Origin of the sequence: Roseivirga seohaensis (genome assembly GCF_001592945.1) — a bacterium.
Classification (GTDB): domain Bacteria; phylum Bacteroidota; class Bacteroidia; order Cytophagales; family Cyclobacteriaceae; genus Roseivirga; species Roseivirga seohaensis.
The window spans coordinates 182,570-209,516 of record NZ_LRPB01000012.1; the positions used below are offsets into that span (position 1 = coordinate 182,570).

Genomic DNA, 26,947 nt, shown 5'->3' on the forward strand with positions numbered 1-26,947 from the left:
ATATGGAAAAGTATGTCATAATCGCTTTAGCGGTGGTGGTAATGGGTTTGGGTGCATTGTATGTGTATTTAGGTGGACTCAACAGTATTGAATACACAGTTGAAAATGTGAACAATTACCACCTAGTGGGCAGAATGTTTCAAGGAAAGGCAGATGCCAAAGAGATTGAAGACTATTTCTTTGAAGCTAAAGATTTTGCCATTGGGGGCACTATTGACGGTGAATTGACCATTCTACATTACAACGATACCACTTTAGCGAAAAAGGAAATCAAACTTCTTATTGGTGTTTTACTCAATAACGCAGCCGATACACTTGACTTACCTGCTGGTTATGCCTTAGTAAAAGTGCCTGCACAAAAAGCAATTCGCGCCACTATTCTTGCGAACAATGCGGTAATTCCTGGTCCGGAAACCATTGAGGCGAGATTAATAGAAAAGGCAGAAGAAACTGGCTTGATACCTCAAACATTCACCATCGAAAAATACCTTTCTGAAACAGAAATGGTGATTGATATGCCAGTGAAGAACTAAGCTTTCCGCAGCTTTTAATCCACCTCTTCCTGCTGTAGTTGCTTATCGTAAAGCTCTTTATAAACTCCGTTTTTAGCAAGTAGGGTTTCGTTGGTGCCTTGTTCTATGATTTCACCATCATCTAACACAATGATTTTATCAGCGAGTTTGGCGGAAGAAACACGGTGAGAAATAATGACCGAAGTTCTTCCTTTCATAATGCGTTGAAGGCTATTAAGAATCGTGTTTTCGGTATTTGTATCTACAGCAGAAAGTGCATCATCCATAATCAAGATTTTAGGATTTCGCACAATAGCTCTGGCAATGGATGCCCTTTGTTTTTGTCCACCAGAAAGTGTGATTCCACGTTCGCCTAGCATGGTTTCAAAACCTTTCGGGAAATCCATTATGTTTTCATACAAATCGGCATCTTTAGCAGCCTGAATAATATCTTCTTTAGAAATACCGTCAGCACCAAAAGCAATGTTACTTCCAATAGAATCACTAAAAAGGAAAACATCTTGTGGCACATAGCCCGTTTGAGATCTTAATTTCGACAGTCGGTAATCTTTAATACTGCGGCCGTCAATAGATATTTCGCCACCTGTGGCATCGTACATTCTTCCAATCAAATTGGCGATGGTGCTTTTACCTGAACCAGTAGTGCCAATAATAGCAATCGATTCTCCGGCTTTCACCTCAAAGCTAATATTCTTCAAAGCCATGGTGCCAGAATCTGGATAGGTAAAGCTTACATTTTCAAATTTGATATTCCCGTTCAGCTCTACATCTAAGTTCTTTTCAGAAACAATGTCATTTTTCTCTTTCAAGAATTCGTTGATTCTTTTTTGCGAAGCAGCGGCCATTTGAATAATACTGGTAATCCATCCCAAGGCGGTTACGGGCCATGTGAGCATGTTTACGTAAATCACAAACTCGGCAATGTTACCGTAGCTGATCTTTCCATCGATAACCTGATTACCGCCTATGTAAATGGTAAGGATTACGCTCAGACCAATCAAAGCCATAATTAAGGGGTGGAAAAGCGAGTTTACGAAAACCAATCGGAGCGATTTGTGCTTGTAGTTTTCGCTTTCTTTCAAGAAGTTTTTAACGGAATCTTTTTCGCGTACAAAAGCCTTGATTACGCGGATTCCAGAGAATGCCTCTTGCGTAAAGGTAGACATACTCGAAAGGCTCTGCTGAATTTCCTCCGATCGCTTGTTGATCACATTATTTACGAAGTAAATACTTACAGAAAGTAAAGGAAGCGGTAGAAGCGCATAAAAAGTGAGTTCTGCATTCACTTTCAGCATTTCGTAAATTACCATTGGAAAAAGAACGAGCAGGTTGATACCGTACATAATTCCAGGTCCTAAATACATGCGCACACGGCTTACATCTTCCGAAATTCGGTTCATTAAGTCGCCAGTATTGTTCTTTCTGTAAAAGCTAAGGGGGAGGTTCTGGTATTGAACATAGACTTCATTCTTCAAGTCGTATTCAATTTTTCTAGACATTACAATAATGGTTTGCCGAACTAAAAAGAGAAAGAAGCCTCTAAGTAAGGCCATTACAAGAATTAAGATACCGAGAATAACAACCCCAACTTCAAGCTTATTGAAAAGAGTACCTCCCAAGTTGCCACCTTCAAAAACATGATAAAGCGCAAAACTCTCTGTAACATAATCAATTGCGTAGCGCACCACCTTGGCAGGCCAAATGGCGAAATAGTTAGATACGATCAAAAAGATGATTCCTAAAACAAGAAGCAGCTTATACTTGAGAAGGTATTTATTAAGGTGGCTTAGTTCTTTCACGTTTTGCTTAACAGAACAGGTTGCAATAAGGTTGCCTGTCGTCAGTTATTCTTTAGAATTCTTCACTTTTTCGCTTACTTTTGCCCACTAGTAGAAAAGGCCAAATCAGCGAAGGATGTGGCAAATATAACTTAAACTACAAATTGACAATAATGGTAGAGGTAAACGGAACAGAAAAAGTGGGGAGCATCTCAATTTTCGAACAAGCTGCCAAGCTAGGCCATGAGCAAGTGGTTTTTTGCCACGATGAACCAACTGGTTTAAAAGCAATCATCGGTATTCATAACACAGTATTGGGGCCAGCCCTAGGCGGAACCCGTATGTGGAACTACGCAACTGAAGAAGAGGCAGCCATAGATGTTTTAAGACTTTCAAGAGGAATGACCTACAAGGCGGCCATATCTGGGCTTAATCTTGGTGGAGGAAAGGCTGTAATCATTGGCGATCCTGCTAAATTAAAGAATGAAGCGTTTCTTCGCAGATTCGGTAAGTTTGTAGACAGCCTAAATGGTAAATACATTACTGCTGAAGACATGAATATGAAAACCAGCGATATGGAACATATCGGTATGGAAACAAAACATGTAACTGGTTTACCTGTTGAAATGGGCGGTAGTGGAGACCCTTCTCCGGTTACAGCTTATGGTGTTTATGTTGGTATGAAGGCCGCGGCAAAAAAAGCTTATGGCTCTGATTCGCTTGCTGGTAAGAAAATATCTGTTCAAGGTGTTGGTCAAGTAGGAATGTACTTGGTTGAGCATTTAACAAAAGAAGGGGCTCAAGTTTTTATGACCGATATCAACCAAGACAGGTTGAAAATGGTTTCTGAGAAAACAGGTGCAACCGTAGTAGGAATGGACGAAATTTACGGTTTAGATGTAGATATTTATGCGCCTTGTGCTATGGGAGCAACCATTAATGACGACACTCTTTCGAAGCTTAAATGCTCAGTAATCGCTGGAGCAGCTAACAACCAGTTGAAAGATGAGGCACGTCATGGCAACATGCTCATCGAAAAGGGTATTGTGTATGCTCCTGATTTTGTAATAAATGCGGGTGGTATTATTAATATTACTGGCGAACTTAGAGGTTCGTATAGTAAAGACTTGGCCTATATGTGGACCGAGAAGATTTACGATACATGTACAAATATTTTAGCGAAAGCTGATCAAGACGGAATTCCTTCTCAGAAAGCAGCTATGTTATTGGCTGAAAAGAGAATTGAAGACGTAGGTAGAGTTAAACTTTCATTTTAATATAATGCAAGGGGGTTGTTAAAACTCCCTTCTACTTTTTATTTTTACCGTTCTTTAAAATTTTGAAATGCTTAACAGGAGATCACTAAGAGTAAAAGCGATGCAGTCATTATTCGCTTATGGTCAATGCAAAGAAGCTAACTATAACCTAGGTTTGGCTGAAATTGATGAGGCTTTCCTACCCGATTTAAACTCGATGGAAGTTCAAGACCGTGATTTACTAAAAACACAAAGACAGCAATGTAAGCGTGTTTATGCCAATAAAATCAATGGTACGGCATTAGATCCATCTGAGGTAATAGCAGAGGTAGCCCAGAAGGAGGCAAACAATGCTTATAAAAGCTACTTGGCAAGCCAAAAAAAGGATTTCGATCATATGCTGTCTTCTATGATTCTCGATGCAGAATCTTTGGTAGATCGATTCTTAGAAGTAGTGAGCTTGCTAATTGCATGGTCTGACTACTCAAAGGTAGAAGCAGATAAAAAATCTAAACTTTCTCCTGAAAAGCTCATTGTGGGCGATTATAACTTTTCTAAAAACAAGGTGATTGAGTTTTTCAGAAACTCTTCTAAGGTTCAGGTAGCTTTGGTGAAAAGAAACATAGGGTGGGAAGACGAAGAAGAGAATGTAAAGAACTGGTACAAAGAAGTTTTGAAGAAGGATGAGGTATACAACGAATACCGTAGAACAGCCAATCCTTCATTCGAAGAGGATAAAGCAATTGTAGACCACATTGTTAAGCAGGAGGTCTTTAAAATTGACATGATTTTATCCTTCTTCGAAGAAAGAGATATTTTCTGGCAAGAGAACAAGGCAATTGCTCGTAGTTTGGTGAGTCGCTCCATACGCGACCTCGAAGAAACCAGCTCGCCAAAAGAGTTTGACCTGCCAGATTTCTCTAACAACTGGGAAGAGGACAAGTCCTTTTTCGAGAAAATATTTAGATCAGTTGTTGAGAACGATGAAGAATACAGCAAAATTATTGGTGCAAAAACAAAGAATTGGGAAGTTGACAGGCTGGCAATTACCGACCAAATCATACTGAAAATGGCAATTGCCGAAATGCTGAATTTCCAAAGTATACCTGTAAAGGTTACTATAAATGAGTATATTGAGCTTTCGAAAAACTACAGTACTCCAAAGAGTAAACAATTCATAAACGGAATACTTGATGTGATCAGTGTAGAGCTAAAAACATCAGGAATGTTGAAAAAGAGTGGTAGAGGTTTAATGGATAATAAATAAACGTTAATGAGTAAAGGATCAAGCAACGTATTAGCATTTGTAATTGGCGCAGCCACGGGTGCTATTTTGGGTATTTTGTATGCCCCAGATAAAGGATCGAACACAAGAGACAAACTTTCGTATCAGCTAGATAAGTATAAGAAACAGCTAGAGGATTTATTGGAAGACCTTATCAACGGAAAACATGAAATAGCCTCTGAAGCAAAAGCTGAAGGAGAAAAAGTGGTTTCCGAAGCACGTTTGAAAGCAGAACAATTATTAACAGATGTAGACAATCTGATTGGTCAGATTAAGTCTGGAGACAAACACTAAATATAGAATTATGAAAACTAAATTATCTCTATTGAGTTTAGTAGCATTGCTTTTTATCGCATCTTCTTGCGGTAATGCCGACATGGAAAAGCGACTTGCTACTTTGGAAAGAAGAGTCAATCAACTTGAGAATGGCGGTGTAGTAAGAAATAACGGCACGCTACCAGCTCAAACTGTAGTGAATAACCCAGAACAAAACCTTAGTGCTAATGCAGCCTTTAAGTGGGATCAAACACTTTATAACTTCGGCACAATTCAGCAAGGAGAAGTGGTGAATCATACATTTAAATTCACAAACTCTGGAACGGAGCCATTGTCTATTCAAAGCGCGTCTGCTTCATGTGGTTGTACAGTGCCTAGCTACTCTAGAGAGCCAATTGCACCAGGAGGAACAGGTGAGATTGTTGTTAGATTTGACAGCAAAGGAAAAACTGGTCAGCAAAGCCCTGTGATTACAATTGTAGCCAATACCAATCCTAAACAAACTAGATTAAGCTTAAGAGGTTTTGTTCAAACATCTACAGCTCCATAATTTTTAAATAACACAATGTTAGAAGGTATTTTATTACAAGCCAACGCACCTGCTGGTGGAGGTTGGATGCAGCAGTTGCTTCTTTTTGGAGGTATTGCTTTAGTGTTCTATTTCTTTATGATTAGGCCACAACAAAAAAAGCAAAAAGACCAGAAGAACTTTATTAACGACATTAAAAAGGGTGATCGAATTGTTACCATTGGCGGTGTTCATGGAAGAATAGCCGAAATGGATGAAGACACTATTACCTTGGATGTTGAGAAAGGGGCTAAAATCAAGTTTGAAAAAAGTGCCATTTCTTTAGAAGCAAGTAAAAAAGTGGCCGGTAAAGCTTAAGTGTGATTGAAAAGTGCTGAAGAAATAATTGAAATTCTAAAAAGGTCTTTCAATACGCCCAGTACAAAGGACGAAAAATTGAAGGTGGTAGTATTATGCATAATAATATCTACCACCTTTTGGTTTTTTAGCGCCCTAAATAAATCCGATTACGTTACCCAAATCAACTACCCGATTAAGGTGGTTTACAACGACTCTCTTTACGTAGCCTTGTCAGAAATTCCAGATAAGCTTCCCCTTGAAGTTACTGGCGGAGGTTGGGACTTAATGACTCGTTCTTTTGGTTTTAGTATGAGTCCGTTGGTTATAGAGTTAGACAATCCCGTTCGAGATAATTATCGGTTGGCCAGCAACCTGAGGCAAGACATTGCCCCTCAATTGGATCCAGTTTCGATTAATTATATTCTTAAAGACTCGCTAATATTTAACCTTGATGAGCGCGCTACTATCGATGTGGAAGTGGTATTCGACTCCACGCAGATTAAGCTAGCTCCAAACAGGAAAGTCACTTCTCCTATTTTAGTGGAGCCAAATCGTTTAATAATTAGTGGCCCCAAAAGTATGCTAGACACAATTAAACGACCTATCATAATCAGTGCTGGAGATTCAGAGTTTAGTAAAAGCGTAGATCAAAAATTCAGCATAAAAAACTTTGGCACAGACTTAATATCTACCAATATAGAGGAAATAACGGTGAAGTTTGAGGTTACTGAACTTGTCAGAAGAGAAGTGGAGCTTCCTATAAACCCAATTAATTTTAAGAACACAAACAATTCATTTGAACCCAATCGGGTGGTTGTTTCATATGATATATTGGTCAATGAAACGCGTAGCGTGGATTCACTCAATCTGGTTTTATCAGCAGATTATGCTAAGCTAAAAAAGAGCGACAATACAATACCTATTAGAATAGCAAAACAGCCCTCTTTTATAGAGAATCTTGAGTTATCTGCTATTGAAGTTAATTTGAAAGATAATGACTGATCCATTAATCGTTGGAATAACAGGGGGGATAGGCTCTGGCAAAACCACGGTTTGTAAAATTTTTCATCAGCTAGGTGTCCCCATTTATTTCGCAGATGATCGTGGAAAATACCTGTTAAGCAATGATGAATTACTTAAGAATCAGGTGATGAATTTGTTTGGTGCAGAAAGCTATTTACCTGACGGTTTGCTTAATAGGAGCTTTTTGGCAAATAAGGTTTTTTCAAATACAGAAGAGTTGAATAAGTTAAATGGCTTAGTTCATCCGGCCGTGGCAAAGGATTTTTTACAATGGGCGAATAATCAAAGTGCCAAGGTGCTGATTAAAGAAGCTGCGTTATTTATTGAAAATGGCTCATATACTGGATTGGATAAATTGATCACTGTACTTGCCCCCGAAGATGTTCGAATTAACCGTGTGCTTATGCGTGATATACAACGAAATAAGGCACAAGTGTTAGACATCATGAGCAATCAAGTTGATGATAAACGCAGAAGAGAAGTGTCGGATTATTTAATTGATAATGGAGGCAGTAAATTGCTAATTCCTCAGGTACTCAAAATTTATAAAGAGCTTCAGAATACTAAGAATTAACAAACGAAGGTAAGGAAATTTGATCCGCATAGAACTTCATTCTGCTATGCGAAAAGTCGAGTAAGTCTATTTTTTCAATCTTATCTAATTTGTGATTATAGAATACCTCTAGGTAATAATCTTGGAGCAAATAGAGGTTTACCTTATAGCCATAATAACGAATACCAACAATGAACTTACCATTTTGGTAAAGCTCTTTTACCTGCTCATGGATGTTCAGTTGTAAGAAATCGAAAAAAGTATTTGCCATAGCCTAATATAATCAATTTGCAGAAATCTAATGGGCTTAGGTATGTAAAGTATGAAACAATCGGCTGTCGTGCGGAATTATGGTCTTGTAGATAAACACATAAGACCCTTTAGAAGCGTAGTCATTGTAGGGTGATTTAATCACGTTTGGTGACTTGTTCAACTTGCGCAAGGTTTCCATGGCATCTTTAAAACTATCATTGTTCCAGTATCGCCAATGCTTGCATGTCATGTCGTGTCGAACAGTAGATTCGATATTTAGTAGGTTTTCGGCATTGGTAACTCCAATATTCCAAATTAGATGCTGTTTTGTATAGAACGTATTGCCGTCAATCCATTCCTTAATTTTTTGAGCACAGTGGAGGCTTTGAGGCGATTGAAAAACGTCCGATATAGTCAGAGCTGTATTCATAGGTTGGGCCTAATTAATAGTACTAATAAAATGAGTCTCTTTGTGTTAATAATTTGGGCAATAACACAACGGGAATTAACGAGTTAAAAAGTTAAATATCAACTATTTATGTGTTTAATTTATGGGTGGCAGATGTTTTGAAATTCATTATTGCTTAGCTTGGTTATGTTTTCTGCAAAGATTAGTTTCTGAATAGCATTTAGTTGAGGGTATGAAATTTTTAAAATAGAATATGTAGAGCTCTTCGACTTAAACTTTAGTTGTTTTTAATTTTTTCCTTTTATACCTTCATGGTCGTAAACAAAGTAATTTTCTGCGTTTACAAAAGAACAGAGACACATCTATATTGAACTTCATAGAGAAGTTGGCTTCCCTCCTTATTCTATAAGGGTGCTGTTGGTATGTACATGCCTATCCTTAATCTGTTGTTTAAATAATTTTGCATGAGAACTTTAAGCCAATCGAATTTTATTAAAATAATTGAAGGAAAAGATTATGATTTCCTCATTAATGGATTTGCTTTCAGTCTAAAAGAGCCTGTTCAGTTAGAAAAAGGCCAATTTCACTCACAACACATATATCATTTTAAGAATTGTAGGCTCCCACAGTTGATAGTATCAGAATCAGACGTATCGTCACAATGGGTTTTTGAAAACTGTCAGATTGATGAAGTAGCTATTGAATCTAGTAGAGTAGCCAATATTCAATTTGAGAATTGTGTGATTGGTGATTTAGTCTATAAATTTAATCCAGATGCAGGAGCTTTAAGAATTCATGCCTGTAAGATCGATCATTTAGAATATCTCTCAAATTCTAAATTCCATTCCCTCTATATTGGATGCAACAACCTATTGGACAAGGTGAATATTCTTAATAACGGGATTGATAATACAAGTGCATCAGAATTTTACTTATGTCCCGAAAAATTTAATGCCATTAGGATTGAAAAGCTAACAGCATCCAAAATGGAGATAGGAACCTTTGGTGAATATTCAAATTTGTACTTGAATGAAATACGTGCAGACCATTTATTGTTGAGAAACTGTCATAGTAATAACTCGAAGGTTATTTTTAAAAGGATTCGCCCAAAAAGTAAAAATGGCGGGTTGCTTCAATTAATTGACTCAACAGTTGGTGCTTCTGTTTTCGAAGATGACTTTTTTAAATCTTACTTCTCTGTAGAATATAAAAACAGTACCATCGATAGTTTCGCCCTATGAAATGGTTGATTTTCTTTGCTTCTAATAAATCCCACCAATCCGCCTTTATTAAGGAGTAAATTTCAGTCGGTAATTTTTGAAATACCACATTATTCTCCAAGATGAATAGTACACTTTAATGCAGATATAATTTAATTCAAACAAAGGGTTTTATAATATAATTTGGTTATACTAATAGTTGAAATAAAAATTGTTATACTATTGGTGTTGAGTGAAATAGAAATCATATATTCGGGTCTAAACACTAAAACCAACATTATGAAAAAGTTAACCATTTTATTCGTATTTGTATTATTTGCTATGGGCTGTGCTGATAACATGGATACTGTTCCACAACCTATAGAGCCAGATACTACCATTGATGCAAACCTTGATGCTCCAAAAAGCTCTACCCCTGAAGAAGAAGAAGATAAGCCGATACGACCAAGGTTACCCAAAACTAATGGCTAAGGTTCATAGTTAAGGTTAATTATACATTTCTGTCTTTTTGTTTTGTTTTGACTTGAAATAATACCGATATTGAGGCGGTGATTTTCAGGTTAGGTAGGTTATGCCCAAAACTCAAGGATTTATATTTGTTCTACTTTTAACATTCACTCTAGGGCTTAGAGGGCAGGTTAGTGAAATTGACAATCTTGTCAATAGTGCTTATTCGGCTTTGGATGATGATAAACCCACTATAGCAGTTGATTTTACGAAGGAAGCCTTTTCATTGGCTTTCAAAAGAGGGGATACTTATCGTATGGTAGTGGCAAAAAGCACAATGGGTTACATCGGTATGGCGGTTAGAGACTATGAATCTGCATACATCAACTATAGCGATGCTCTAAGTTATTTGCAAAAATCTGATACTGTAGATCTTTTTAATAAAATGGCTATTCTTCAGAATCTAGCTCTCATTAAATCAAAATATTCTGATTATAAGATGGCAGCTGCCTTCTATAAAGAAGCTTATGAAACGGCTAGAGTTTATGTGAGAAGATACCCTGAATTGGCAAAGCAAAATGGTGATTTGAGTTTGCTTGTAGACCTTCCGTATTTTATGGCCATGCAAATGAAGAATAGTGGAGACTATACAGGAGCGGGTGAAATTTTATTGAATCTTTGGGAGGAATCAGAATTTAAAGGAGATACCGTGTCTTTGGCTAGGGCTCTCAATCAGTTAGGGATTATTAAGCTTGCTAATAAGGATTATTTAGAGGCACAGAACTTTTTTTCCTATGTAGCATTTAATAATGGCATTGATCCAGATACTAGAGCAATAGCCCTACAAAACTTGGGTGCTAGTTATTTAAGGTTAGGGAATTTGGAAAAAGCTGAAAAGTGGTATTCTGAAGCCCTAGCATTAAAAATTGAACATTCAAGTGCACGTTCTCAATTTGTTACTCTCTTAGATTATGGTGAGCTTGAATATAAAAAAGGAAATTCAACTGCGGCAATTGAGAAGTGGGAGTTGGCTCTAAAAACCTTTGATAAAATTGAAGCGGAGCCAGATTTGTTTATGATATATGATTGGCTACAAAAGGCCTATTTACAGATTGATATTACCAAGGCCGCTCGTTATGGCGATTTGTATACCTCAAATATCCGAAACTGGATGGATATACAGCGTAACCAGAAGGATAACCCTAGCTTACAAGCTTTTAATACTAGAATAGATCAAGTATTAAGTAGTAGGAGAGAAAAGGCTGAGCAATTGGCTTTGATTAAAGAATACTGGCCATTGGGATTGGGGGTGGTGTTATTGCTTACCTTTTTATTGTATCACTTTCAGTTATTTCTTACCAAGCAAAGACGAATATTGATTGAAAAGCGTGTGCGAGAAGTTAGAGCGGCCAAAGCCCAAGAGATCTTGGATAAAATCAGAAGAGACCTTTAATTGTTTCCTTCTACATAAACAGCATAAAGCGATTTAATCCCTTCACGAAGTCTATGGTTTTCTTCCAGAATATCTAGCTCATTATCTTGTAACTCTCTTTGTATTGGACCTTGGTTTAGAATAAACCAATGCAGGTTAATTTGAGGGTAAACCCTCAAAATGGATTGAAGTGCATCATATCCCGGTTTTGTTTTTTCATCAATATACGATTTAACAGTGGGGCCTGATAGAGCCACCTTCCGAGCAAACTCTGCCGAATTTCCTTTCTCGTAATTGTCGATAATCCACTTTATCTTTTTGCCTGGGTGTTGGTCGAGATCCATCAATACGAATATAAGTTATTTATCCTGATTGATGGATTCACTTGTATATAAAATTGTTCTGAGTAAATATAACCATGGTCATAAGAGTAAATACATAGAGAGACTGCCTTTAACTTTCAAGTTTCTTGAGATCTATCTTTTCGAATTTCTCAATTGAAAATGTTAAAGGTTTTTTTTCTTTCCCGTAAAGGTCTGAGTAGTGTACAACAATGTCGAATTCATTAATTATTTTTATAAAGCGCTCTTTTTTGTAGGGATTGATGTAGTACCCATCAAACTGCGTAATGCAGAAAGGGCTGTTTACTTGAAGCCCTGACTTAGGTGAAAAAATCTTCACAATGTCTTTCTCAGTCTTACCAAAATGATGCTCTAGGAGTCGGTGAAACTCTAATTGATTATATATCTTTCCATCTACTTTGGATTTGCATTTCATTCTTTCAAGCATTGCTGGCCCCATACCTATATTTTTTATCATAAGACATAGGTCACCACCATTTAGATTTTCGGTATATATTATTAGTAGCGGCCTAATTGACAATCGATTGTGTACTCTGTTTTGATAAGCAAAATAAATACTACTCAACAACCCTATAATGGCTACTATTCCTTCCCAGTTATTTTGAAGAAAGCACCAGATATCATTTAATGTTTTCATTTTATGTGTATTGGTTCTACTAAGATAACCAGTAGATTGAGTATCGCTAATAAGACTTAGTGTAATATTTATTAGTATTGATCTTTCATCAGATTTTGTTCAATTATTTGAATTTCAGTGAGTTAAATTGGAGGTTACTTTGCAGTAGATTTTCACAAAAAATGGAAGTAATACAAAGTCTTTAAACAAAGAAAAGCCTGTAAATCAAAGATTTACAGGCTAAGGGTGGAAGATGGGACTCGAACCCACGACCCTCGGTACCACAAACCGATGCTCTAACCAACTGAGCTACAACCACCATTTAATTGGGTTTGCAAATGTAAGAGTTCGGTTTGAATTTGCAAATACTCTTAACTCATTTTTATCGATCAAATTCTAATCTATTTCCTGAACCTATATTATTTATTTCTCCATTTGAGAACACTCTTTTACCAGAAACAATTGTATTGGTAACCCTAGATTTAAATTGATGCCCTTCAAACGGAGACCATCCGCATTTTGAAAGCACATTCTCCCTGCTTACTTGCCAAGGATTATTTAAGTTTACAATAGCAATGTCTGCATAATAGCCTTCTCTTAAATAACCTCTTCTGTCAATTTGGAATAGGTCGGAAACCGCATGAGAGGTTTTTTCTACAATCTTTTCTAAGCTTATTTTACCTTGATGGTAAAGATCAAGCAATGCGACTAAAGAATGCTGTACCAATGGGCCACCTGAAGGAGCTTTGAAATAGCTGTTTTCTTTTTCCGCCAAGGTATGCGGAGCATGGTCAGTAGCGATCACATCAATCCTGTTTTCTATTACTCCCTTTAAAATAGCATCTCGGTCCGAAGCTGTTTTAACAGCTGGGTTCCATTTAATAAATGACCCTTTTTCAGCGTAATCCTGATCTGAAAACCATAGATGGTGAACGCAGGCTTCTGCCGTGATTTTTTTCTCCTTCAACGGAATGTCGTTTCTGAAGAGTTCAAGTTCCTTAGCGGTTGAAATATGTAAGATATGGAGTCTTGCGCCTTTCTTTTTGGCCAAGTCAACAGCAAAGGATGAAGAAGCGTAACAAGCCTCTGCGCTTCTAATAATTGGATGTTCACTCATTGGAACATCTTCTCCATATTTGGTCTTCGCTTTGGCGGTATTGGCCTGAATTATTTCTTCCGATTCGCAATGGGTGGCAATAAGTGTAGGGGAATTTTCAAAAATATTTTCTAACGTCTTCTGATTATCAACCAACATGTTCCCCGTAGAAGAACCCATAAATACTTTTACACCACAGACTTTTCGTGGATCAGTTTTCAGAACTTCGTCCAAGTTGTCGTTTGAAGCTCCCATAAAGAAGGAGTAATTGGCCAAGCTGTTTTTAGCTGCAATTTGATATTTATCTTCAAGTAATTTTTGGGTTAACGTGTTAGGTACTGTGTTGGGCATTTCCATAAACGAAGTAATGCCGCCTGCCACAGCTGCCCTGGATTCTGTATAAATTTCTGCTTTATGAGTAAGTCCTGGTTCTCTAAAGTGAACTTGGTCATCAATTAACCCAGGCAATACATATTGACCGCTGGCGTCAATCACTTCATCGGCATTGAGGTGCTGAAGATCCTTGTCGATTTTTTGGATGAAACCATTTTCTATAAAGATGTCGGCTTCAAAAATTTTGTTTTCATTGATCAACTTTCCGTTGAGAATCAGTATTGAAGACATGCTAGTGTTTTTTATTGTGTAATGGGTTAACGTAATTGCAAGTTATTACCAAATAACTCCTCTGCAATTTATGGCCGAAGAAAACATTTCGTTCGAAGAATTAAAATTGAGTCGCCAGTTCCTCAATGCCATAGATGATCTTAGGTATACCGAACCGACACCAATTCAAAAAAAGGCCATTCCAATCGCTCTGGCAGGGCATGACCTATTGGGTATAGCACAAACAGGAACAGGTAAAACTGCTGCCTTTGTACTGCCTATTCTTATGAAGTTAAAATATGCTCAGGGAGATCATGCGCGGGCATTAATATTAGCTCCAACACGTGAGTTAGTAATGCAAATCGAGGATAACGCCAGGGAATTGTCTCGTTATACAGATTTAAGAATCGTGAGCTTATATGGAGGTTTGGGGCCAAAACAGCAAATAGAAGCTATTGAAAAAGGCGTGGATATAATAGTGAGTACGCCACAGCGCTTTTTAGATATTTATTTAAAGGGGGTAATTCATACTAAGTTAATCAAAACTATGGTGTTGGATGAAGCCGATAAAATGATGGATATGGGCTTTATGCCTCAGATCAAGAATGTGCTTGAAGTAGTTCCTAGAAAACGCCAGAATATGCTTTTCTCTGCTACCATGCACGATAAAGTGATTTTGCTGACTGAAGACTTTCTGGAATTTCCTGAGAAAATTGAAATAGCTCCACAGGCTACCGTAATTGATACCATTGAGCAGCGACTTTATGAAGTGCCTAACTTTAAGACTAAGATTAACCTACTAGAATATTTTCTGAAGCAAGAAGAGTTTCAGCGGGTGATTGTTTTTACCAAAACAAGAACCAATGCCGATAACGTTTCTAAATTCATTGAGCGAAAGCAGCTTGGGCCTGTTCGAGTGATTCACGCCAATAAGGGGCAGAACTCTCGAATCAACGCCATGTATGAATTTAAGGAAGGAGATATCAGGGTATTGGTTTCAACCGATGTTACAGCGCGAGGAATGGACATTAGCATGGTGAGCCATGTAATCAATTTTGATGTGCCTTTAATAGATGAAGACTATGTGCACAGAATAGGAAGAACTGGTAGGGCCAATAATGCCGGAATTGCCATCACTTTTGCCAATGAATTGGAAATGTTTTCGGTAGCTAAAATCGAAGCACTAATTCAGAATACAATTACTCGTCACAATCTTCCTTCAGAAGTATTTGTAGAAAAAACACCTTTTATAGAGTCACAAGAAATTGCTCGGGCAATTGATGACCTTAAAAAGAAAGATGATCCAAATTTTAAAGGAGCATTTCATGAGAAAAAGAAGAAATTCTCAACCAAGGGAGGAAAGCCATCTTCGAGTAGAACAAAGGGTAAAGGGCAGCGTAAAGGAAAGAGAAAATAGAAATCTGGTCGAATTCTATTAAATTTACTATTAGATCAAAACTCAAATAACAATGAAAAAAATGATTATATCTGTTGGAATAGGGCTGGTTTGCCTTGTTACAGCACCAAAGGCCAATGCCCAGAGGGATGGCGAATTCCACTTAGATAAGACTTATAGCATTGGCGCTTCGGGAACGCTCTATCTAAATTCAGAAGATGCTGAAGTAAGAATTACAGGAAGTAGTAGAGCCGATGCTCATCTTAAAATTGACCGTACGCAAGAAGTAAGAGGCTTTTCTTCTGGCAGATCAGAATTCAATGTGATTGTAGAAAATCGAGGTGATGATTTACATATCACTGAGCGTGAAAGAAGTGGCGTTAGAATTCAAATGGGTTCTATTAGAACAGATTACCGTATTGATATTGAATTACCCGAGTCGGTTTCTATTCGTGTGAAAGGCGAAGACGATGATTATGTGGTTAGAAATGTAAATGGCAAAATTTATATGGAAACCGAAGATGGAGATATTGAAATTATTGATTGCAAAAGCAATGATTTAGAATTTAGATTAGAAGATGGTGACCTTAGAATTGATGGAGGACAAGGATCTTTAACTGTCGAGTCTGAAGATGGTGATGTGGAAGTGAGGGCTGGAAACTTTAGCGACATTGATATTGATATTGAAGATGGAGATGTGATGCTAGAAACCTCATTGTCAGATAATGGAAGGTATATTGTTCGGGGTGAAGACTCTTCAATTGAATTTGTAGTCACTAGCGGTGGTGGAGAATTTTCGATACTGAAGGATGACGGTAGTGTTCGCACTTCAAGTGCATTTGAAACTGTTCGGGAATCAGACCATCGTTCTGAATTCAAGTTGGCAGGAGGTAAGGCCAATGTGGAAATTAGAACCGAAGATGGTAGAGTGAGACTTAGTAGAAATTAATCTACTCACAAAAAATAGAATGACAGGCGTAGCGAGAGTTGCGCCTTTTTTAATTTAGTGGTTTTGGTTTTAATCCTTGGTCTTCTTCATTCCATTCCCATTCGCTTACCAATGCCCCTCCAAGAAAATAATTTCTATCAATCTGTGCTGAACGGTAATTCTTTTTTATCGTGATGGTTTGATTTACATTCAGTATTACGCTCAATCGATGCAGGTAATTTATGTACTGAAGATCTCCAAATCCATAGTATTCTTGCCATTGAAGTAAAGCCCCAATGAGTGTTCTTTCAGTATCTTTTCCCGATTTAATAAACTCAATGATTTTCTGCTCGATCAAGGTAAGGCCTGATTCGGTTGAGGGAAAACGCATTAAGTGTGCTTGAAGTGCTTTGGCCAAATAAGGGAATTCGTTGGAGGGAAGAAGAGTGAAATTCTCCAAATCTCTAGGGTCATTGGAGCAAAAGGCTTGATAAGCATCAGAGGCAAAATTGAAATCATTCCTACCTAAAATTCTTCTCTGCTCAAATAAGCTAGGGTACATTTCAGCGGGTAATTCTCCCAAGCCCATTAGTTTTTTATAACCATTGAAAAGCCCTACGCAAACTAGAGAAATCTTGACATCACCTCTTTCGTGTTGTTTAAACCAATGAAGTAGTGCAATTAAATTCACTTGGCAGAATAGGTCGTATTCGAACCAAAGAACCACTTCATTATAGGTTTTGAAGTTTTGGATTTTCTTAAACTCATCAATAACCTTTTCTTCATAGTCACTTGAGCTGGTTTGAGTAAAAGAAGTTATAAAAGCTTCTCTGGTTCGCCAAAATTCATCTGTTCCGAAGGAATTAAGCACAGGGCCATCGCTTAATACTTCGCGCCAAACCGCGGTGTCTCCGCTAATGCCCGATTTAGTAAGAAGGTAAAGGCTACTATCGCCATTGAGAATATGTAGAGTGCTTTGCATAAAAAAAGGGTTACCCGAAAGTAACCCTTTTCAAATTTAATTCAATCGTGATTTTTAACGATCGTAAGTCATATCATCTGTTCTATCAACAGGTACTCTTTGATCGCGGTTAGCCAAAATCCAAGCAGTATGGAATACCAACTGACCTCTTTGAGCCATTACGTCAAATTCAATTTTGTCAACAGTATCCGTTGGTCTGTGGTAATCAGCGTGAACTCCGTTGAAATAGAAAATGATTGGAATACCTTTTTTAGCAAAGTTGTAGTGATCAGATCTGTAGTAGAAACGGTTGGTATCAGCCGGATCGTCAAATCTGTAATCTAGGTTTAAACCAGTGTATGTGATGTTAGCATACTCAGAAATTACTTTTAAGTGGCTAGAAAGTTTTTCAGAGCCAATTGCATAAACGTAGTTTCTATCGTTTTCATGCTCAGGGTCAACACGGCCAATCATGTCGATGTTTAGGTTAGTAACCGTTTTTTCAAGAGGGAAAATTGGGTTGTCAGCATAATAAGCCGAACCTAAAAGCCCTTTTTCTTCACCAGTTACGTTTAAGAAAAGAATGCTTCTACGTGGTCTGTTGCCTTCTTTGGCTGCTTGAGCGAAAGCCTCAGCAAGCTCCATAACGCCTGTAGTTCCGCTACCATCATCATCAGCACCGTTGTTAATTACAGTTCCATCTTCATTCTGACCAATGTGATCATAGTGAGAAGAGATTACAATAACCTCGTCTTTAAGGTCGGTACCTTCTAAGTAAGCCATTATGTTCTCAGTAGCGATTTCAGCAAGTTTCTCTTTTACTTGGAAGCTTACAGTTTTCTCTTTTATAGAAGAAGGAGAACTAGCAGCTGCGTCTAATTTTGCAGGAGTTGATCCTAAAAGGTCAGCAGCCATTTGCTTAGTGATGTTAAATACAATACTCTCGTTGCCAGTGTTTTCTTTATCCCAACGAAGTCTCCCTTTCATTCTGAAGGCAGCCTGACGAGGTAAAGTTTGCATAAACTGCTCATCATTAGCGCTAACTACAAAAATGGCTTTTACACCTGCCTGAAGTAAGTTTCTTTGTACCTCTCTTGAGTTTCCTGTTACAATAACACCTTTGTCTTTAATGTCCATTCCAGAAATGGCAGAACCATCACCAATATAAACAGTAGGTAATTTTATTTCTTTGTCCATGTTGGCATTACCAGAGAAGATGAAATCTTTACCATTCATTTTCTTTTTACCTTTTACTTTCACGTAAACATCAGACCAGTCTGACTGATACATGCTGAATTTCTGACGGTAAGTACCATTTACAGGTCCTACCAAACCAATTTTTTTGTAGAAATCCTCTAGGAATTTAGCAGCCATTTTTTGGCCTTCAGTTCCTGTTTCTCTACCCATAAACTCATCAGAAGCCAAAACGCTAAGCTTTGCCTTCATGTCTTGTGGAGTGATTGTATTCCCGTACTTCATGGCAGTTTTATCTTGCGCCACTAAGCCTTGCGAAAACAAACAAACCACCACCGAAAGTGTTAATAATCTCCTCATTGGAATGTATTGTTTAATGTTGCAGTTTTATTAATTCACCAAAGCTAAAAAAATATTTAAAAGTACGGCTTAACTGTTACGCAAATGGTATTCTTTTTTAGCTGTGAACTAAGGGTTTTCACAGTTAGACTCTTACATTTGTGCTTCTTTTCAGAAGTGAGAATTTACACCCTATTGGAATACTGGATATGACTAAGATTGATTTAAGGAAAACCCAAAAATTTGAAGATCGACACAATGGTCCTGATCAGCAAGATGTAGCGGAAATGCTTAAGGTAATCGGATTGCCAAGCGTAGATGCATTGATTGACGAAACGGTACCTGCAGGCATTAGAATGAAGGAGCCGTTGAACCTGCCTCTCCCTAAATCGGAGTTCCAGTTTTTAAAGGATTTGAGACAGATTGCTAGCCATAACCAACTGTTCAAATCTTACATTGGAATGGGTTATTATGACACCATTGTTCCAGGTGTAATCCAAAGAAATATTCTTGAAAACCCAGGATGGTATACTGCTTATACCCCTTACCAAGCCGAAATTGCTCAAGGTAGATTAGAGGCCTTGATCAATTTCCAAACTATGGTGATGGACCTTACTGGAATGCCAATTGCAAATGCTTCTTTATTAGATGAGGCTACCGCAGCGGCTGAAGCAATGTTCATGTTTTCAGGTTTGAAAAAGAAGGAAAAGAAAAATGCGAATACTTTCTTTGTAGACGAAAATACTTTCCCCCAAACCATTGATCTTTTAAAAACACGTTCGATTCCTGTAGGGATCAATCTGGTGATTGGCAAGATTGAAGAACTTGATTTAACCAACGAAGATTTATACGGTGTGCTTTACCAATATCCAGCAGGTGACGGTAGCGTAAGAGATTTCAAATCTTTTATTGAAACAGCACAAGCCAATAATGTATTTGTAACCGCAGCTGCTGATTTAATGTCGCTAGCGTTATTAACTCCTCCGGGAGAAATGGGAGCTGATGCGGTAGTTGGTACCACGCAAAGATTTGGTGTACCAATGGGGTACGGTGGGCCACATGCTGCCTATTTTGCTACGAAAGACGAATTTAAACGTCAGATTCCGGGTAGAATTATTGGAGTTTCTATTGATAGCCAAGGCAACAAGGCCTATAGAATGGCGCTTCAGACCCGAGAGCAACATATCAGAAGAGAAAAAGCAACATCTAATATCTGTACCGCTCAGGTTTTACTTGGAGTAATGGCCGGAATGTATGGTGTTTACCATGGTTCAAAAGGTATTAAGCATATTGCTCTTAAAATTCATGGCTTCGCGAAGTTATTAGAGAAGGGCTTGACTTCATTAGAGTTCAAGCAATTAAACGAAGTGTATTTCGACACTTTAAGAATTGAAGCAGAATCTTCTGTTTCAGATAAAATCAGAACGATTGCAGAAGTAAATGAGATCAACTTCAGATACTTCGAAAACGGAGATATTGGTATTTCTGTAGATGAAACTACAAGGGTTGACGACATTCAACTGATACTTGATGTATTTGCAGAGGCAAGCGGCCAGGTAGTAAAATTTGATTTGGATGCTGAGGCAGCCGGCCTAGAAGTTGAACTTCCGAAAAACTTAGAGCGTACTTCTGATTTTATGACACACCCAGTGTTTAATCAGTACCACTCTGAGCACGAAATGCTTCGTTATATCAAAAAATTGGAGAACAAAGATTTGTCATTAGTACATTCTATGATTTCTCTGGGTTCTTGTACAATGAAATTGAACGCCACAGCCGAAATGGTGCCTGTAACTTGGCCAGAATTCGGAGGTATTCACCCTTTTGCTCCTTTAGATCAAACTAAGGGCTACCAAATGCTCTTCAACGATTTAGTGGATTGGCTTTCTGAAATTACTGGTTTTGACGATGTTTCTTTGCAACCAAACTCTGGTGCGCAAGGAGAATACGCTGGCCTTATGGTGATTAGAGCATACCACGAAAGCCGAGGCGATATGCAGCGTAATGTGGCTATTATCCCAACTTCGGCACACGGTACTAACCCAGCCTCTGCGGTAATGGCCGGTATGAAAGTGGTATTGGTAGCTTGCGATGAGCGTGGAAATATTGATGTTGAAGACCTTAAGCTTAAGGTAGAACAAAACAGCAACGAGCTTTCTTGCTTAATGGTAACTTATCCTTCAACTCATGGTGTGTTTGAAGAAAGTATCAAAGACATTTGTCAGATTATCCATGACAATGGCGGACAGGTGTATATGGATGGTGCCAACATGAATGCTCAGGTAGGTTTGACCAGTCCTGGCCTTATTGGTGCAGATGTTTGTCACTTGAATTTGCATAAAACCTTCTGTATTCCTCACGGTGGTGGTGGGCCTGGAATGGGGCCAATCGGAGTGAGATCACACCTTGCACCGTTTTTACCAGGTAGCCCAGTTGTAGAAAGTGGAGGAGAGCATGCAATTACTGCGGTTTCTGCAGCTCCTTGGGGTAGCGCTAGTATTCTAACAATTTCTTACGCTTACATTGCGATGATGGGCGCTGAAGGTTTAACAAACGCTACCAAGTTGGCCATTTTGAATGCTAATTACATTAAAGCCATTCTTGAGAAGGAGTACAAAATTCTATACGCTGGTTCTAAAGGACGTTGCGCACACGAAATGATCGTGGATTGCCGTGATTTTAAAGCCAGTAAAATTGAGGTAACAGACATTGCCAAGCGTTTAATGGATTACGGTTTCCATGCGCCAACGGTATCATTCCCAGTAGCGGGTACTTTGATGATCGAACCAACAGAGTCTGAATCGAAAGTGGAATTGGATCGTTTCTGTGAAGCCATGTTGAGTATTCGTCAGGAAATCAGAGAAGTAATGGACGGAATTGCTGATGAGAGTGATAATGTTCTTATCAATTCACCACATACTCAAGCTATGGTATTGGAAGGAAACTGGGAAAGACCTTACTCACGTGAAAAAGCAGTTTATCCTGCTGAATATGTGAAAGAAGCTAAGTTCTGGCCAACTGTAGCCCGCATCGATTCTGCCTATGGCGATAGAAACTTGATGTGTAGCTGTATTCCTGTTTCGGATTATGCTACAGAAGAAGCTGCGGTATAAGCCAAAGTTTTGACTTAAAATACAAACGCCTCGTTACGAAAAGTAGCGAGGCGTTTTTTTATGCTTGCTGAAGTGATTCTTCGCTTCGTTGATACTTGCTATAGAATTGATAAGGTAGATAAAGGCTTGCAAAAAGAATGAAAGAGATTAATAAGAAGGTTTCCGCTAGGTCAAACTTTTTAGACGACTCAATTGCGGTATTTAATCGAATCGTACTTATTCGATTACTGAATTTATCTTCACTATCCTCAGTGCGACTTTCTAGATTGCTCGAATAAAACTCAGCTTGTATTGCTTGAACCTTGAACTCTGAACCTTTTGAACCCAATAAAGACTGACTAAAAAAAAGTATAGAGAGGCACAAGCACACTACACTTGCGTAGCCTCCAATAAATGCGAGTTTTTTCATCATGGTGTTATATTTTTTGGTGGTTAAAAATTTTAAGTCGTTTTCAATCTGAATGGCGTAATCAGGCATCACTTTTTCCTTGGCATTTGAAAAAGCCGTAGCAAAGTCTATTTGTCCGTCTTCTACAAGAAATTCTACTTCGCAGGAAAGGTGGTCTACTAAATCATCGATTAGTTCGGGGTTTGTAAAGCCTTGCTGAAGCAAATAGCTTCTGATCTGCTGGGTTTGACTAGAATTAATCATGATACAGCTGGTTTTTGTTCCCCGAAAAGTAAGGATAGTGTAGACTGAAAGTCAGATAACTCTTGCATGGTGGGAGCTACTAATCCCGTTCCCTTCTTTGTGAGTGAGTAATACTTTCTGGTTCTATTGCCCACTAGTACGGATTCAGTGGTCAGAAAACCTTCCTTCGTTAATGCGTGAAGCGTAGGGTAGAGCGAACCTTCCTTAATTAGGATTCGGCCCTCCGTTTTCTCTTTTACTTTTTGCACAATCTCATAACCATACATTCTTTCTTCTTCCGAAAGCAGCTTTAGAATAATGGGTTTGAGTATGCCTTTTAATAATTCTCTTGAATACATAGAACAATAATACATCATAATACGATGTATTCAAAAAATCGTAGAGATTTTTTTGGAAGAGGGTGGCTATACTGACCAGAAGAGGCTTCAACCCTTGTATATTAGCAACCATTCGAATAAATTTTGAGCAGAACTACATATTCAAATCAATTTTTACGTAGTTATGTTTTTGAAGCTTAGAATAACAAATCCGCTTTGACGATATACACTGTTTTAACATTTGCCAATCCAGCAGTACTGTGGGGGCTTTTAGCTTTGGCTATTCCCGTCATCATTCACCTTTTCAATTTCCGAAGGGTGAAGCGTGTACAGTTTTCCAATATCGCCTTGCTGAAAAAGGTGAAGGAAGAAAGTTCTTCTAAACGCAAACTAGTGGAACTGCTCATTTTACTTTCGCGGCTCATGTTTATTGCTTTCTTGATTTTGGCCTTCGCGCAGCCTATTTTCAAGGATAACGCCAACGATCAGGAATTGTCTGATGAAGTACTGATCTATCTCGATAATTCATTGAGCATGGATATGCCAGTAAGCTCGCAACAAAGTGCATTCGATAGAGCTTACTCCCTGTCCACAGGTGTGGTAGATGCTTACCCTGAATCAGCCAAGTTTAAATTTCTCGAAAACGGTTACGGCAATTCTTTAAACACCAGTTATACGGCTTCGACTATTAAAGACAGGTTTACAGAATTAGAATTATCTGGGGTAGGAAGAAGTATGGATGAGATTCAATCGCGAATTGCGGCCAGCGGCTTTCGTGGAGATGTTTATTTGATTTCCGACTTTCAGAAAAGTAATGAAAACGAATTGGCCTCAATTGCCAGCGACTCACTGCGTAACTATTATTTAATGCCTATTGAAGGCGAAAATAATAACAACCTATATTTTGATACGGCTTATTTAGAGAATAGCTTTCTGCTTGGGGCAATGAAAAACAACCTCAAGGTGGTGCTAAGGAATGAAGGTACAGAGGATTTTGAAGATGTGAATGTTCGATTGTTTTTTGACGACCAACTGTCAAGCACTGCTGTGGTAAATGTGTCTGCCAATGGAATAACCGAGCATATTTTTGAAATTGATCAGTCGGCAAAAGGGCTGAGTAACGCCAAAGTAATCCTTGACGACTCAAAAGTCTTATTCGATAACGAATACTTTTTAACCCTTAATAATATTGAAAGGGTAATTGTTCACGAGGTGAAAGGTCCTAATTCTAATGGCTTTATAGAACAGCTTTATGCAGACAATGAGTTGTTCAATTATCAGGCTTTCAGCGCCAACAATATTGATAATAATGAATTGCTGCAAAGTGATATCATTATTCTGAACCAGCTTTCTGATTTTTCAAATCAACTGATTTCGGCACTAAAAACCTTTTTGGAGAGGAATGGTACGGTGTTGATCATTCCATCTGCCGAAAGCAACTTCCAGACTTTTTCTCAACTTGGACTTACCATAAGGTTCGATTCTGATGAACGTTTAGGCTTGGGGCAGCCTAATTTTCAGAACCCATTTTTTGATGGTGTTTTTGAAAATACAAATGAGGCCATTGCCATGCCAGAAGCTTCCATCACTTACCGATTGATCAATAGCGAATTGGGTATGCTGAATTTTAAGAATGGCAGAGAATTTCTTTCTAAGGCCGAATTACCTTTAGGAAACGCCTATGTTTTTTCGAGTGATTTCGGTGCAGAAGCTACAAGCTTCCCGAGTCATTCCCTTTTTGTACCTGTTATGTATAAGCTGGCTTTGGGCAGTAAAGTCAATCTTTCCAAACTCTATTATCTCACAGATGAGCAAACTATGGTATATCCATTGGAAGAAAATTTAACTGCCAACGATATTATAACGCTTTCAGATGGAGAGAGTGTTATCACCCCCGACCAACGTATTTCGGGTAAAAACTTGATCATGGAAATCCCTAAAGATGAATTGACTGCTGGGCATTACACCATTATGAAGGGGGAAATAGAATTAGGTACCATTGCTTTTAATCAGTCAAAAGCCGAATCGTCTGTGGAACGTCATAGTATTGACGAATTAGAAACCTTAGCGCAGGCCAAAAATATCAATGTAATTCAGGCAGAAGATGGTATAGAAGTGAACCGCGAACTAACGGCAGGAATTAAAGGAATCAATCTTTGGAAATATGCTTTAATGCTTGGGCTTCTTTTTCTTTTTGCGGAAGTAATTTTAATCCGATATTTGTGATATGGAAATTTTAATCCGTGCTGCCAAGGTAATCGATCCTTCCTCTCCGCATCATAATTCGACCAAAGACATCCTTCTTCAAGATGGTGTTATTAAAAAAATTGAAAACCAGATTAGTTTTGAAGGAACTGTAATTGAACATGAAAACCTGATGGTTTCACCAGGTTGGTTCGATATGCGGGCTCATTTTACTGATCCAGGAAAAGAACACAAAGAAGATTTAGAGTCGGGTTCTGCGGCTGCCGCTGCTGGCGGTTTTACCGATGTATTACTACTGCCCAACACCGATCCGGTCACTTCTAATAAGAACAGTATTAGTTATTACTTAAAGTGGAACAAAGGTGCGGACGTGAATTTACACCCCGCTGCTGCAGTAACTTTGGGTTGCCAAGGCAAAGAGCTTACCGAAATGATCGACTTGCATACTGCTGGTGCAGTCGCTTTTACAGATGGTATTGAGCCGATTTGGCATACAGACATTCTTTTAAAGAGCTTACAATACCTTCAAACTTTTGATGGAGTATTGATCAACCGACCTGAAGATAGAATGCTAACCGCTTTTGGCACCATGCATGAAGGACAGGTGAGTACAATCTTGGGAATGAAGGGCATGCCTGAATTGGCAGAAGAAGTAATGATCGACAGGGATTTGGAACTGCTGAAATATGCAGGAGGAAAAATCCACTTCAGTTTGATTTCTTCGGCTGGAGCTGTAGAAAGAATTAGAAGGGCTAAGGCCGAAGGGCTAAAAGTAACAGCAGATGTTGGTATTCATCATTTACTTTTTACCGATGAAAACTTAATGGATTACGATACCAGTTTTAAAGTCAACCCTCCTTTCAGAAGCGAAAAAGATAGACTTGCCCTTATCGAAGGTTTGAAAGACGGAACGATTGATGTGATAGTGAGCGATCATCAACCGCACGACCAAGAAAGTAAGCAGTTAGAATTTGATTTGGCTGATTTTGGAATTATTGGGCTTCAAACTTTTTACCCCGCTTTGCTCAGCGCAATGGGAGATAAAACTGAAGCTTGCATCGAAAGAGTTACAGCAGCTCCCAGAAATATTTTGGGAATTGAAAAAGCATCCGTTACAGAAGGTGGAGGTTCTTTAACTATTTTCTCACCGACAGTGAAATGGACTTACAATGGAAAAACGAACAAGTCTAAATCAGCAGCTTCTCCATTCTTCAACCAAGAAATGACAGGGAAAGTGGTTGGCATCGTAAACAACGGAAAGTTTATTTCTAATGATTAAAGTCAATCCAAAGCTTACCCGTATATCGATTAAATATGGTGCGGTCACGGCCCTATTTACTATTATAGCTTTTTTGGTATTCTACTTTATGGGGCTTCAACCATGGCGAAATCTGCTTTCTTTCCTGTTAGATATTATGGTAATCGTAATTTTCCTTTTTCTGGCATTAAAGGACTATAAAGATAATGTTGGTGGTGGGGAGTTTAGATTTTATCATGGAATGACCATCGGGTTTATTGTTTACGTGACTACTGCGGCCATTTTTGCCCTTTTCTATTTGATTTTTATTTACTGGGGAAATCCTGACTTTTTGAGTGAATACATTAAAACAGCACAAGAAGATTTGGTGAATAGAAAGGATATGATTGTAGCCGCATTAAGCGAAGAAAGTTATTTAGAGCAATACAAAATGATCGCAAATACCACAAGAAGTACGTTGGTATTCGATGTTTTTATTAAGAAGTTATTGATTGGTTTAGTGGTTACGCCAGTGTTTAGTATCATTTTAAGGTCTAGTCGAGCTTAAAATAGTTCGCTAATCCTCAAAATGATTC

27 protein-coding genes and 1 tRNA gene are annotated in these 26,947 nt (G+C 38.3%); 17 read left to right on the forward strand and 11 right to left on the reverse strand.

Annotated features, from left to right (window positions below):
• Positions 1-2 precede the first annotated feature (2 nt).
• Positions 3-533: a hypothetical protein gene (locus AWW67_RS05985; protein WP_141655389.1), complete on the forward strand. Its 531-nt coding sequence runs from the start codon at positions 3-5 to the stop codon at positions 531-533.
• Between the two features lie 14 nt (positions 534-547).
• Here AWW67_RS05985 and AWW67_RS05990 read toward each other — a convergent pair whose 3' ends face one another.
• Positions 548-2,332: an ABC transporter ATP-binding protein gene (locus AWW67_RS05990; protein WP_062300691.1), complete on the reverse strand. Its 1,785-nt coding sequence runs from the start codon at positions 2,330-2,332 to the stop codon at positions 548-550.
• Positions 2,333-2,484: 152 nt separating this feature from the next.
• Here AWW67_RS05990 and AWW67_RS05995 point away from each other — a divergent pair, with 152 nt between their 5' ends.
• The 7 genes from AWW67_RS05995 to coaE all read left to right on the forward strand — a co-directional run bounded on the left by AWW67_RS05995 (position 2,485) and on the right by coaE (position 7,593).
• Complete coding sequence (locus tag AWW67_RS05995; protein ID WP_062300723.1) at positions 2,485-3,588, forward strand: Glu/Leu/Phe/Val dehydrogenase dimerization domain-containing protein; 1,104 nt, start codon at positions 2,485-2,487, stop codon at positions 3,586-3,588.
• A 67-nt stretch (positions 3,589-3,655) separates the two neighbouring features.
• Positions 3,656-4,834, forward strand: a complete 1,179-nt coding sequence (gene nusB, locus AWW67_RS06000) for a transcription antitermination factor NusB (RefSeq protein ID WP_071387060.1) — start codon at positions 3,656-3,658, stop codon at positions 4,832-4,834.
• A gap of 6 nt (positions 4,835-4,840) precedes the next feature.
• Complete coding sequence (locus tag AWW67_RS06005; RefSeq protein ID WP_053223635.1) at positions 4,841-5,146, forward strand: YtxH domain-containing protein; 306 nt, start codon at positions 4,841-4,843, stop codon at positions 5,144-5,146.
• 10 nt (positions 5,147-5,156) lie between these two features.
• Positions 5,157-5,678, forward strand: a complete 522-nt coding sequence (locus AWW67_RS06010; protein ID WP_062300692.1) for a DUF1573 domain-containing protein — start codon at positions 5,157-5,159, stop codon at positions 5,676-5,678.
• Positions 5,679-5,693: 15 nt separating this feature from the next.
• Positions 5,694-6,014, forward strand: a complete 321-nt coding sequence (yajC, locus tag AWW67_RS06015) for a preprotein translocase subunit YajC (protein ID WP_053223637.1) — start codon at positions 5,694-5,696, stop codon at positions 6,012-6,014.
• A gap of 6 nt (positions 6,015-6,020) precedes the next feature.
• Positions 6,021-6,998 (forward strand): YbbR-like domain-containing protein, encoded by a 978-nt coding sequence (locus tag AWW67_RS06020; RefSeq protein WP_062300693.1) that lies wholly within the window; start codon positions 6,021-6,023, stop codon positions 6,996-6,998.
• On the forward strand, positions 6,991-7,593 hold the full coding sequence (coaE, locus tag AWW67_RS06025; RefSeq protein ID WP_062300694.1) for a dephospho-CoA kinase: 603 nt from the start codon (positions 6,991-6,993) through the stop codon (positions 7,591-7,593). Before AWW67_RS06020 ends, coaE begins: the two co-directional genes overlap by 8 nt.
• Here coaE and AWW67_RS06030 read toward each other — a convergent pair.
• Together AWW67_RS06030 and AWW67_RS06035 are read right to left on the reverse strand one after the other, a co-directional pair.
• Positions 7,583-7,843, reverse strand: a complete 261-nt coding sequence (locus AWW67_RS06030; RefSeq protein ID WP_053223640.1) for a hypothetical protein — start codon at positions 7,841-7,843, stop codon at positions 7,583-7,585. The two genes, coaE and AWW67_RS06030, sit on opposite strands and share 11 nt — an antisense overlap.
• A 36-nt stretch (positions 7,844-7,879) precedes the next feature.
• Positions 7,880-8,254 (reverse strand): hypothetical protein, encoded by a 375-nt coding sequence (locus AWW67_RS06035; protein WP_053223641.1) that lies wholly within the window; start codon positions 8,252-8,254, stop codon positions 7,880-7,882.
• A 443-nt stretch (positions 8,255-8,697) separates the two neighbouring features.
• Here AWW67_RS06035 and AWW67_RS06040 point away from each other — a divergent pair, with 443 nt between their 5' ends.
• The 3 genes from AWW67_RS06040 (at position 8,698) to AWW67_RS06050 (ending at position 11,353) form a co-directional block, all read left to right on the forward strand.
• The gene (locus AWW67_RS06040) at positions 8,698-9,474 is read left to right on the forward strand and encodes a hypothetical protein (protein WP_062300695.1); all 777 of its coding nucleotides are present in this window, start codon (positions 8,698-8,700) and stop codon (positions 9,472-9,474) included.
• 258 nt (positions 9,475-9,732) lie between these two features.
• Positions 9,733-9,924 carry a hypothetical protein gene (locus AWW67_RS06045; protein ID WP_062300696.1) on the forward strand — a complete coding sequence of 64 codons (192 nt, stop codon included), beginning with the start codon at positions 9,733-9,735 and terminating at the stop codon, positions 9,922-9,924.
• A 100-nt stretch (positions 9,925-10,024) separates the two neighbouring features.
• Positions 10,025-11,353 (forward strand): tetratricopeptide repeat protein, encoded by a 1,329-nt coding sequence (locus AWW67_RS06050; RefSeq protein ID WP_062300697.1) that lies wholly within the window; start codon positions 10,025-10,027, stop codon positions 11,351-11,353.
• Here AWW67_RS06050 and AWW67_RS06055 read toward each other — a convergent pair.
• From AWW67_RS06055 to AWW67_RS06070, 4 genes are all read right to left on the reverse strand, one after another.
• Positions 11,350-11,676 carry a hypothetical protein gene (locus AWW67_RS06055; RefSeq protein ID WP_053223645.1) on the reverse strand — a complete coding sequence of 109 codons (327 nt, stop codon included), beginning with the start codon at positions 11,674-11,676 and terminating at the stop codon, positions 11,350-11,352. The genes AWW67_RS06050 and AWW67_RS06055 overlap by 4 nt on opposite strands.
• A gap of 109 nt (positions 11,677-11,785) precedes the next feature.
• Complete coding sequence (locus tag AWW67_RS06060) at positions 11,786-12,331, reverse strand: DUF8453 domain-containing protein (protein WP_062300698.1); 546 nt, start codon at positions 12,329-12,331, stop codon at positions 11,786-11,788.
• Positions 12,332-12,554: 223 nt separating this feature from the next.
• Positions 12,555-12,630, reverse strand: a tRNA-His gene (locus AWW67_RS06065).
• Positions 12,631-12,692: 62 nt separating this feature from the next.
• The gene (locus tag AWW67_RS06070; protein ID WP_062300699.1) at positions 12,693-14,030 is read right to left on the reverse strand and encodes a dihydroorotase; all 1,338 of its coding nucleotides are present in this window, start codon (positions 14,028-14,030) and stop codon (positions 12,693-12,695) included.
• A gap of 70 nt (positions 14,031-14,100) precedes the next feature.
• On the opposite strand from AWW67_RS06070, the gene AWW67_RS06075 reads away from it, so the two are divergent.
• Together AWW67_RS06075 and AWW67_RS06080 are read left to right on the forward strand one after the other, a co-directional pair.
• Positions 14,101-15,426, forward strand: a complete 1,326-nt coding sequence (locus AWW67_RS06075; protein ID WP_062300700.1) for a DEAD/DEAH box helicase — start codon at positions 14,101-14,103, stop codon at positions 15,424-15,426.
• Positions 15,427-15,478: 52 nt separating this feature from the next.
• The gene (locus AWW67_RS06080; protein WP_062300701.1) at positions 15,479-16,354 is read left to right on the forward strand and encodes a DUF4097 family beta strand repeat-containing protein; all 876 of its coding nucleotides are present in this window, start codon (positions 15,479-15,481) and stop codon (positions 16,352-16,354) included.
• A gap of 49 nt (positions 16,355-16,403) precedes the next feature.
• Here AWW67_RS06080 and AWW67_RS06085 read toward each other — a convergent pair whose 3' ends face one another.
• Complete coding sequence (locus tag AWW67_RS06085; protein ID WP_062300702.1) at positions 16,404-17,315, reverse strand: hypothetical protein; 912 nt, start codon at positions 17,313-17,315, stop codon at positions 16,404-16,406.
• A gap of 54 nt (positions 17,316-17,369) precedes the next feature.
• Entirely contained in the window at positions 17,370-18,848 is a 1,479-nt protein-coding gene (locus tag AWW67_RS06090) for a M28 family peptidase (protein ID WP_053223650.1), read from the reverse strand.
• Positions 18,849-19,036: 188 nt separating this feature from the next.
• Between AWW67_RS06090 and gcvP the strand changes: the two genes are divergently transcribed.
• Positions 19,037-21,940 carry an aminomethyl-transferring glycine dehydrogenase gene (gene gcvP / locus AWW67_RS06095; protein WP_062300703.1) on the forward strand — a complete coding sequence of 968 codons (2,904 nt, stop codon included), beginning with the start codon at positions 19,037-19,039 and terminating at the stop codon, positions 21,938-21,940.
• A gap of 58 nt (positions 21,941-21,998) precedes the next feature.
• Here gcvP and AWW67_RS06100 read toward each other — a convergent pair whose 3' ends face one another.
• Entirely contained in the window at positions 21,999-22,592 is a 594-nt protein-coding gene (locus AWW67_RS06100) for a hypothetical protein (RefSeq protein WP_062300704.1), read from the reverse strand.
• Entirely contained in the window at positions 22,589-22,930 is a 342-nt protein-coding gene (locus tag AWW67_RS06105; protein WP_062300705.1) for a PadR family transcriptional regulator, read from the reverse strand. The genes AWW67_RS06100 and AWW67_RS06105 overlap by 4 nt, the downstream gene beginning before the upstream one ends.
• A gap of 195 nt (positions 22,931-23,125) precedes the next feature.
• Between AWW67_RS06105 and AWW67_RS06110 the strand changes: the two genes are divergently transcribed.
• From AWW67_RS06110 to AWW67_RS06120, 3 genes are read left to right on the forward strand one after another with little or no spacing between them, the layout of a single operon-like run.
• Positions 23,126-25,135 (forward strand): BatA domain-containing protein, encoded by a 2,010-nt coding sequence (locus tag AWW67_RS06110; RefSeq protein ID WP_062300706.1) that lies wholly within the window; start codon positions 23,126-23,128, stop codon positions 25,133-25,135.
• Position 25,136: 1 nt separating this feature from the next.
• Positions 25,137-26,393: a dihydroorotase gene (locus AWW67_RS06115; RefSeq protein WP_062300707.1), complete on the forward strand. Its 1,257-nt coding sequence runs from the start codon at positions 25,137-25,139 to the stop codon at positions 26,391-26,393.
• Positions 26,386-26,919 carry a DUF4199 domain-containing protein gene (locus AWW67_RS06120; RefSeq protein ID WP_062300708.1) on the forward strand — a complete coding sequence of 178 codons (534 nt, stop codon included), beginning with the start codon at positions 26,386-26,388 and terminating at the stop codon, positions 26,917-26,919. Before AWW67_RS06115 ends, AWW67_RS06120 begins: the two co-directional genes overlap by 8 nt.
• Positions 26,920-26,947: the final 28 nt, after the last annotated feature.

Coding starts and splice junctions, on each gene's coding strand:
- AWW67_RS06120 (WP_062300708.1), top strand. CDS start 26,386: ATGATTAAAGTCAATCCAAAGCTTACCCGTATATCGATTAAATATGGT.
- nusB (WP_071387060.1), top strand. CDS start 3,656: ATGCTTAACAGGAGATCACTAAGAGTAAAAGCGATGCAGTCATTATTC.
- yajC (WP_053223637.1), top strand. CDS start 5,694: ATGTTAGAAGGTATTTTATTACAAGCCAACGCACCTGCTGGTGGAGGT.
- AWW67_RS06080 (WP_062300701.1), top strand. CDS start 15,479: ATGAAAAAAATGATTATATCTGTTGGAATAGGGCTGGTTTGCCTTGTT.
- AWW67_RS06085 (WP_062300702.1), bottom strand. CDS start 17,315: ATGCAAAGCACTCTACATATTCTCAATGGCGATAGTAGCCTTTACCTT.
- AWW67_RS06090 (WP_053223650.1), bottom strand. CDS start 18,848: ATGAGGAGATTATTAACACTTTCGGTGGTGGTTTGTTTGTTTTCGCAA.
- AWW67_RS05985 (WP_141655389.1), top strand. CDS start 3: ATGGAAAAGTATGTCATAATCGCTTTAGCGGTGGTGGTAATGGGTTTG.
- AWW67_RS06005 (WP_053223635.1), top strand. CDS start 4,841: ATGAGTAAAGGATCAAGCAACGTATTAGCATTTGTAATTGGCGCAGCC.
- AWW67_RS06055 (WP_053223645.1), bottom strand. CDS start 11,676: ATGGATCTCGACCAACACCCAGGCAAAAAGATAAAGTGGATTATCGAC.
- AWW67_RS06045 (WP_062300696.1), top strand. CDS start 9,733: ATGAAAAAGTTAACCATTTTATTCGTATTTGTATTATTTGCTATGGGC.
- AWW67_RS05995 (WP_062300723.1), top strand. CDS start 2,485: ATGGTAGAGGTAAACGGAACAGAAAAAGTGGGGAGCATCTCAATTTTC.
- AWW67_RS06070 (WP_062300699.1), bottom strand. CDS start 14,030: ATGTCTTCAATACTGATTCTCAACGGAAAGTTGATCAATGAAAACAAA.
- AWW67_RS06030 (WP_053223640.1), bottom strand. CDS start 7,843: ATGGCAAATACTTTTTTCGATTTCTTACAACTGAACATCCATGAGCAG.
- coaE (WP_062300694.1), top strand. CDS start 6,991: ATGACTGATCCATTAATCGTTGGAATAACAGGGGGGATAGGCTCTGGC.
- gcvP (WP_062300703.1), top strand. CDS start 19,037: ATGACTAAGATTGATTTAAGGAAAACCCAAAAATTTGAAGATCGACAC.
- AWW67_RS06115 (WP_062300707.1), top strand. CDS start 25,137: ATGGAAATTTTAATCCGTGCTGCCAAGGTAATCGATCCTTCCTCTCCG.
- AWW67_RS06050 (WP_062300697.1), top strand. CDS start 10,025: ATGCCCAAAACTCAAGGATTTATATTTGTTCTACTTTTAACATTCACT.
- AWW67_RS06100 (WP_062300704.1), bottom strand. CDS start 22,592: ATGATTAATTCTAGTCAAACCCAGCAGATCAGAAGCTATTTGCTTCAG.
- AWW67_RS06035 (WP_053223641.1), bottom strand. CDS start 8,254: ATGAATACAGCTCTGACTATATCGGACGTTTTTCAATCGCCTCAAAGC.
- AWW67_RS06105 (WP_062300705.1), bottom strand. CDS start 22,930: ATGTATTCAAGAGAATTATTAAAAGGCATACTCAAACCCATTATTCTA.
- AWW67_RS06040 (WP_062300695.1), top strand. CDS start 8,698: ATGAGAACTTTAAGCCAATCGAATTTTATTAAAATAATTGAAGGAAAA.
- AWW67_RS06010 (WP_062300692.1), top strand. CDS start 5,157: ATGAAAACTAAATTATCTCTATTGAGTTTAGTAGCATTGCTTTTTATC.
- AWW67_RS06060 (WP_062300698.1), bottom strand. CDS start 12,331: ATGAAAACATTAAATGATATCTGGTGCTTTCTTCAAAATAACTGGGAA.
- AWW67_RS06075 (WP_062300700.1), top strand. CDS start 14,101: ATGGCCGAAGAAAACATTTCGTTCGAAGAATTAAAATTGAGTCGCCAG.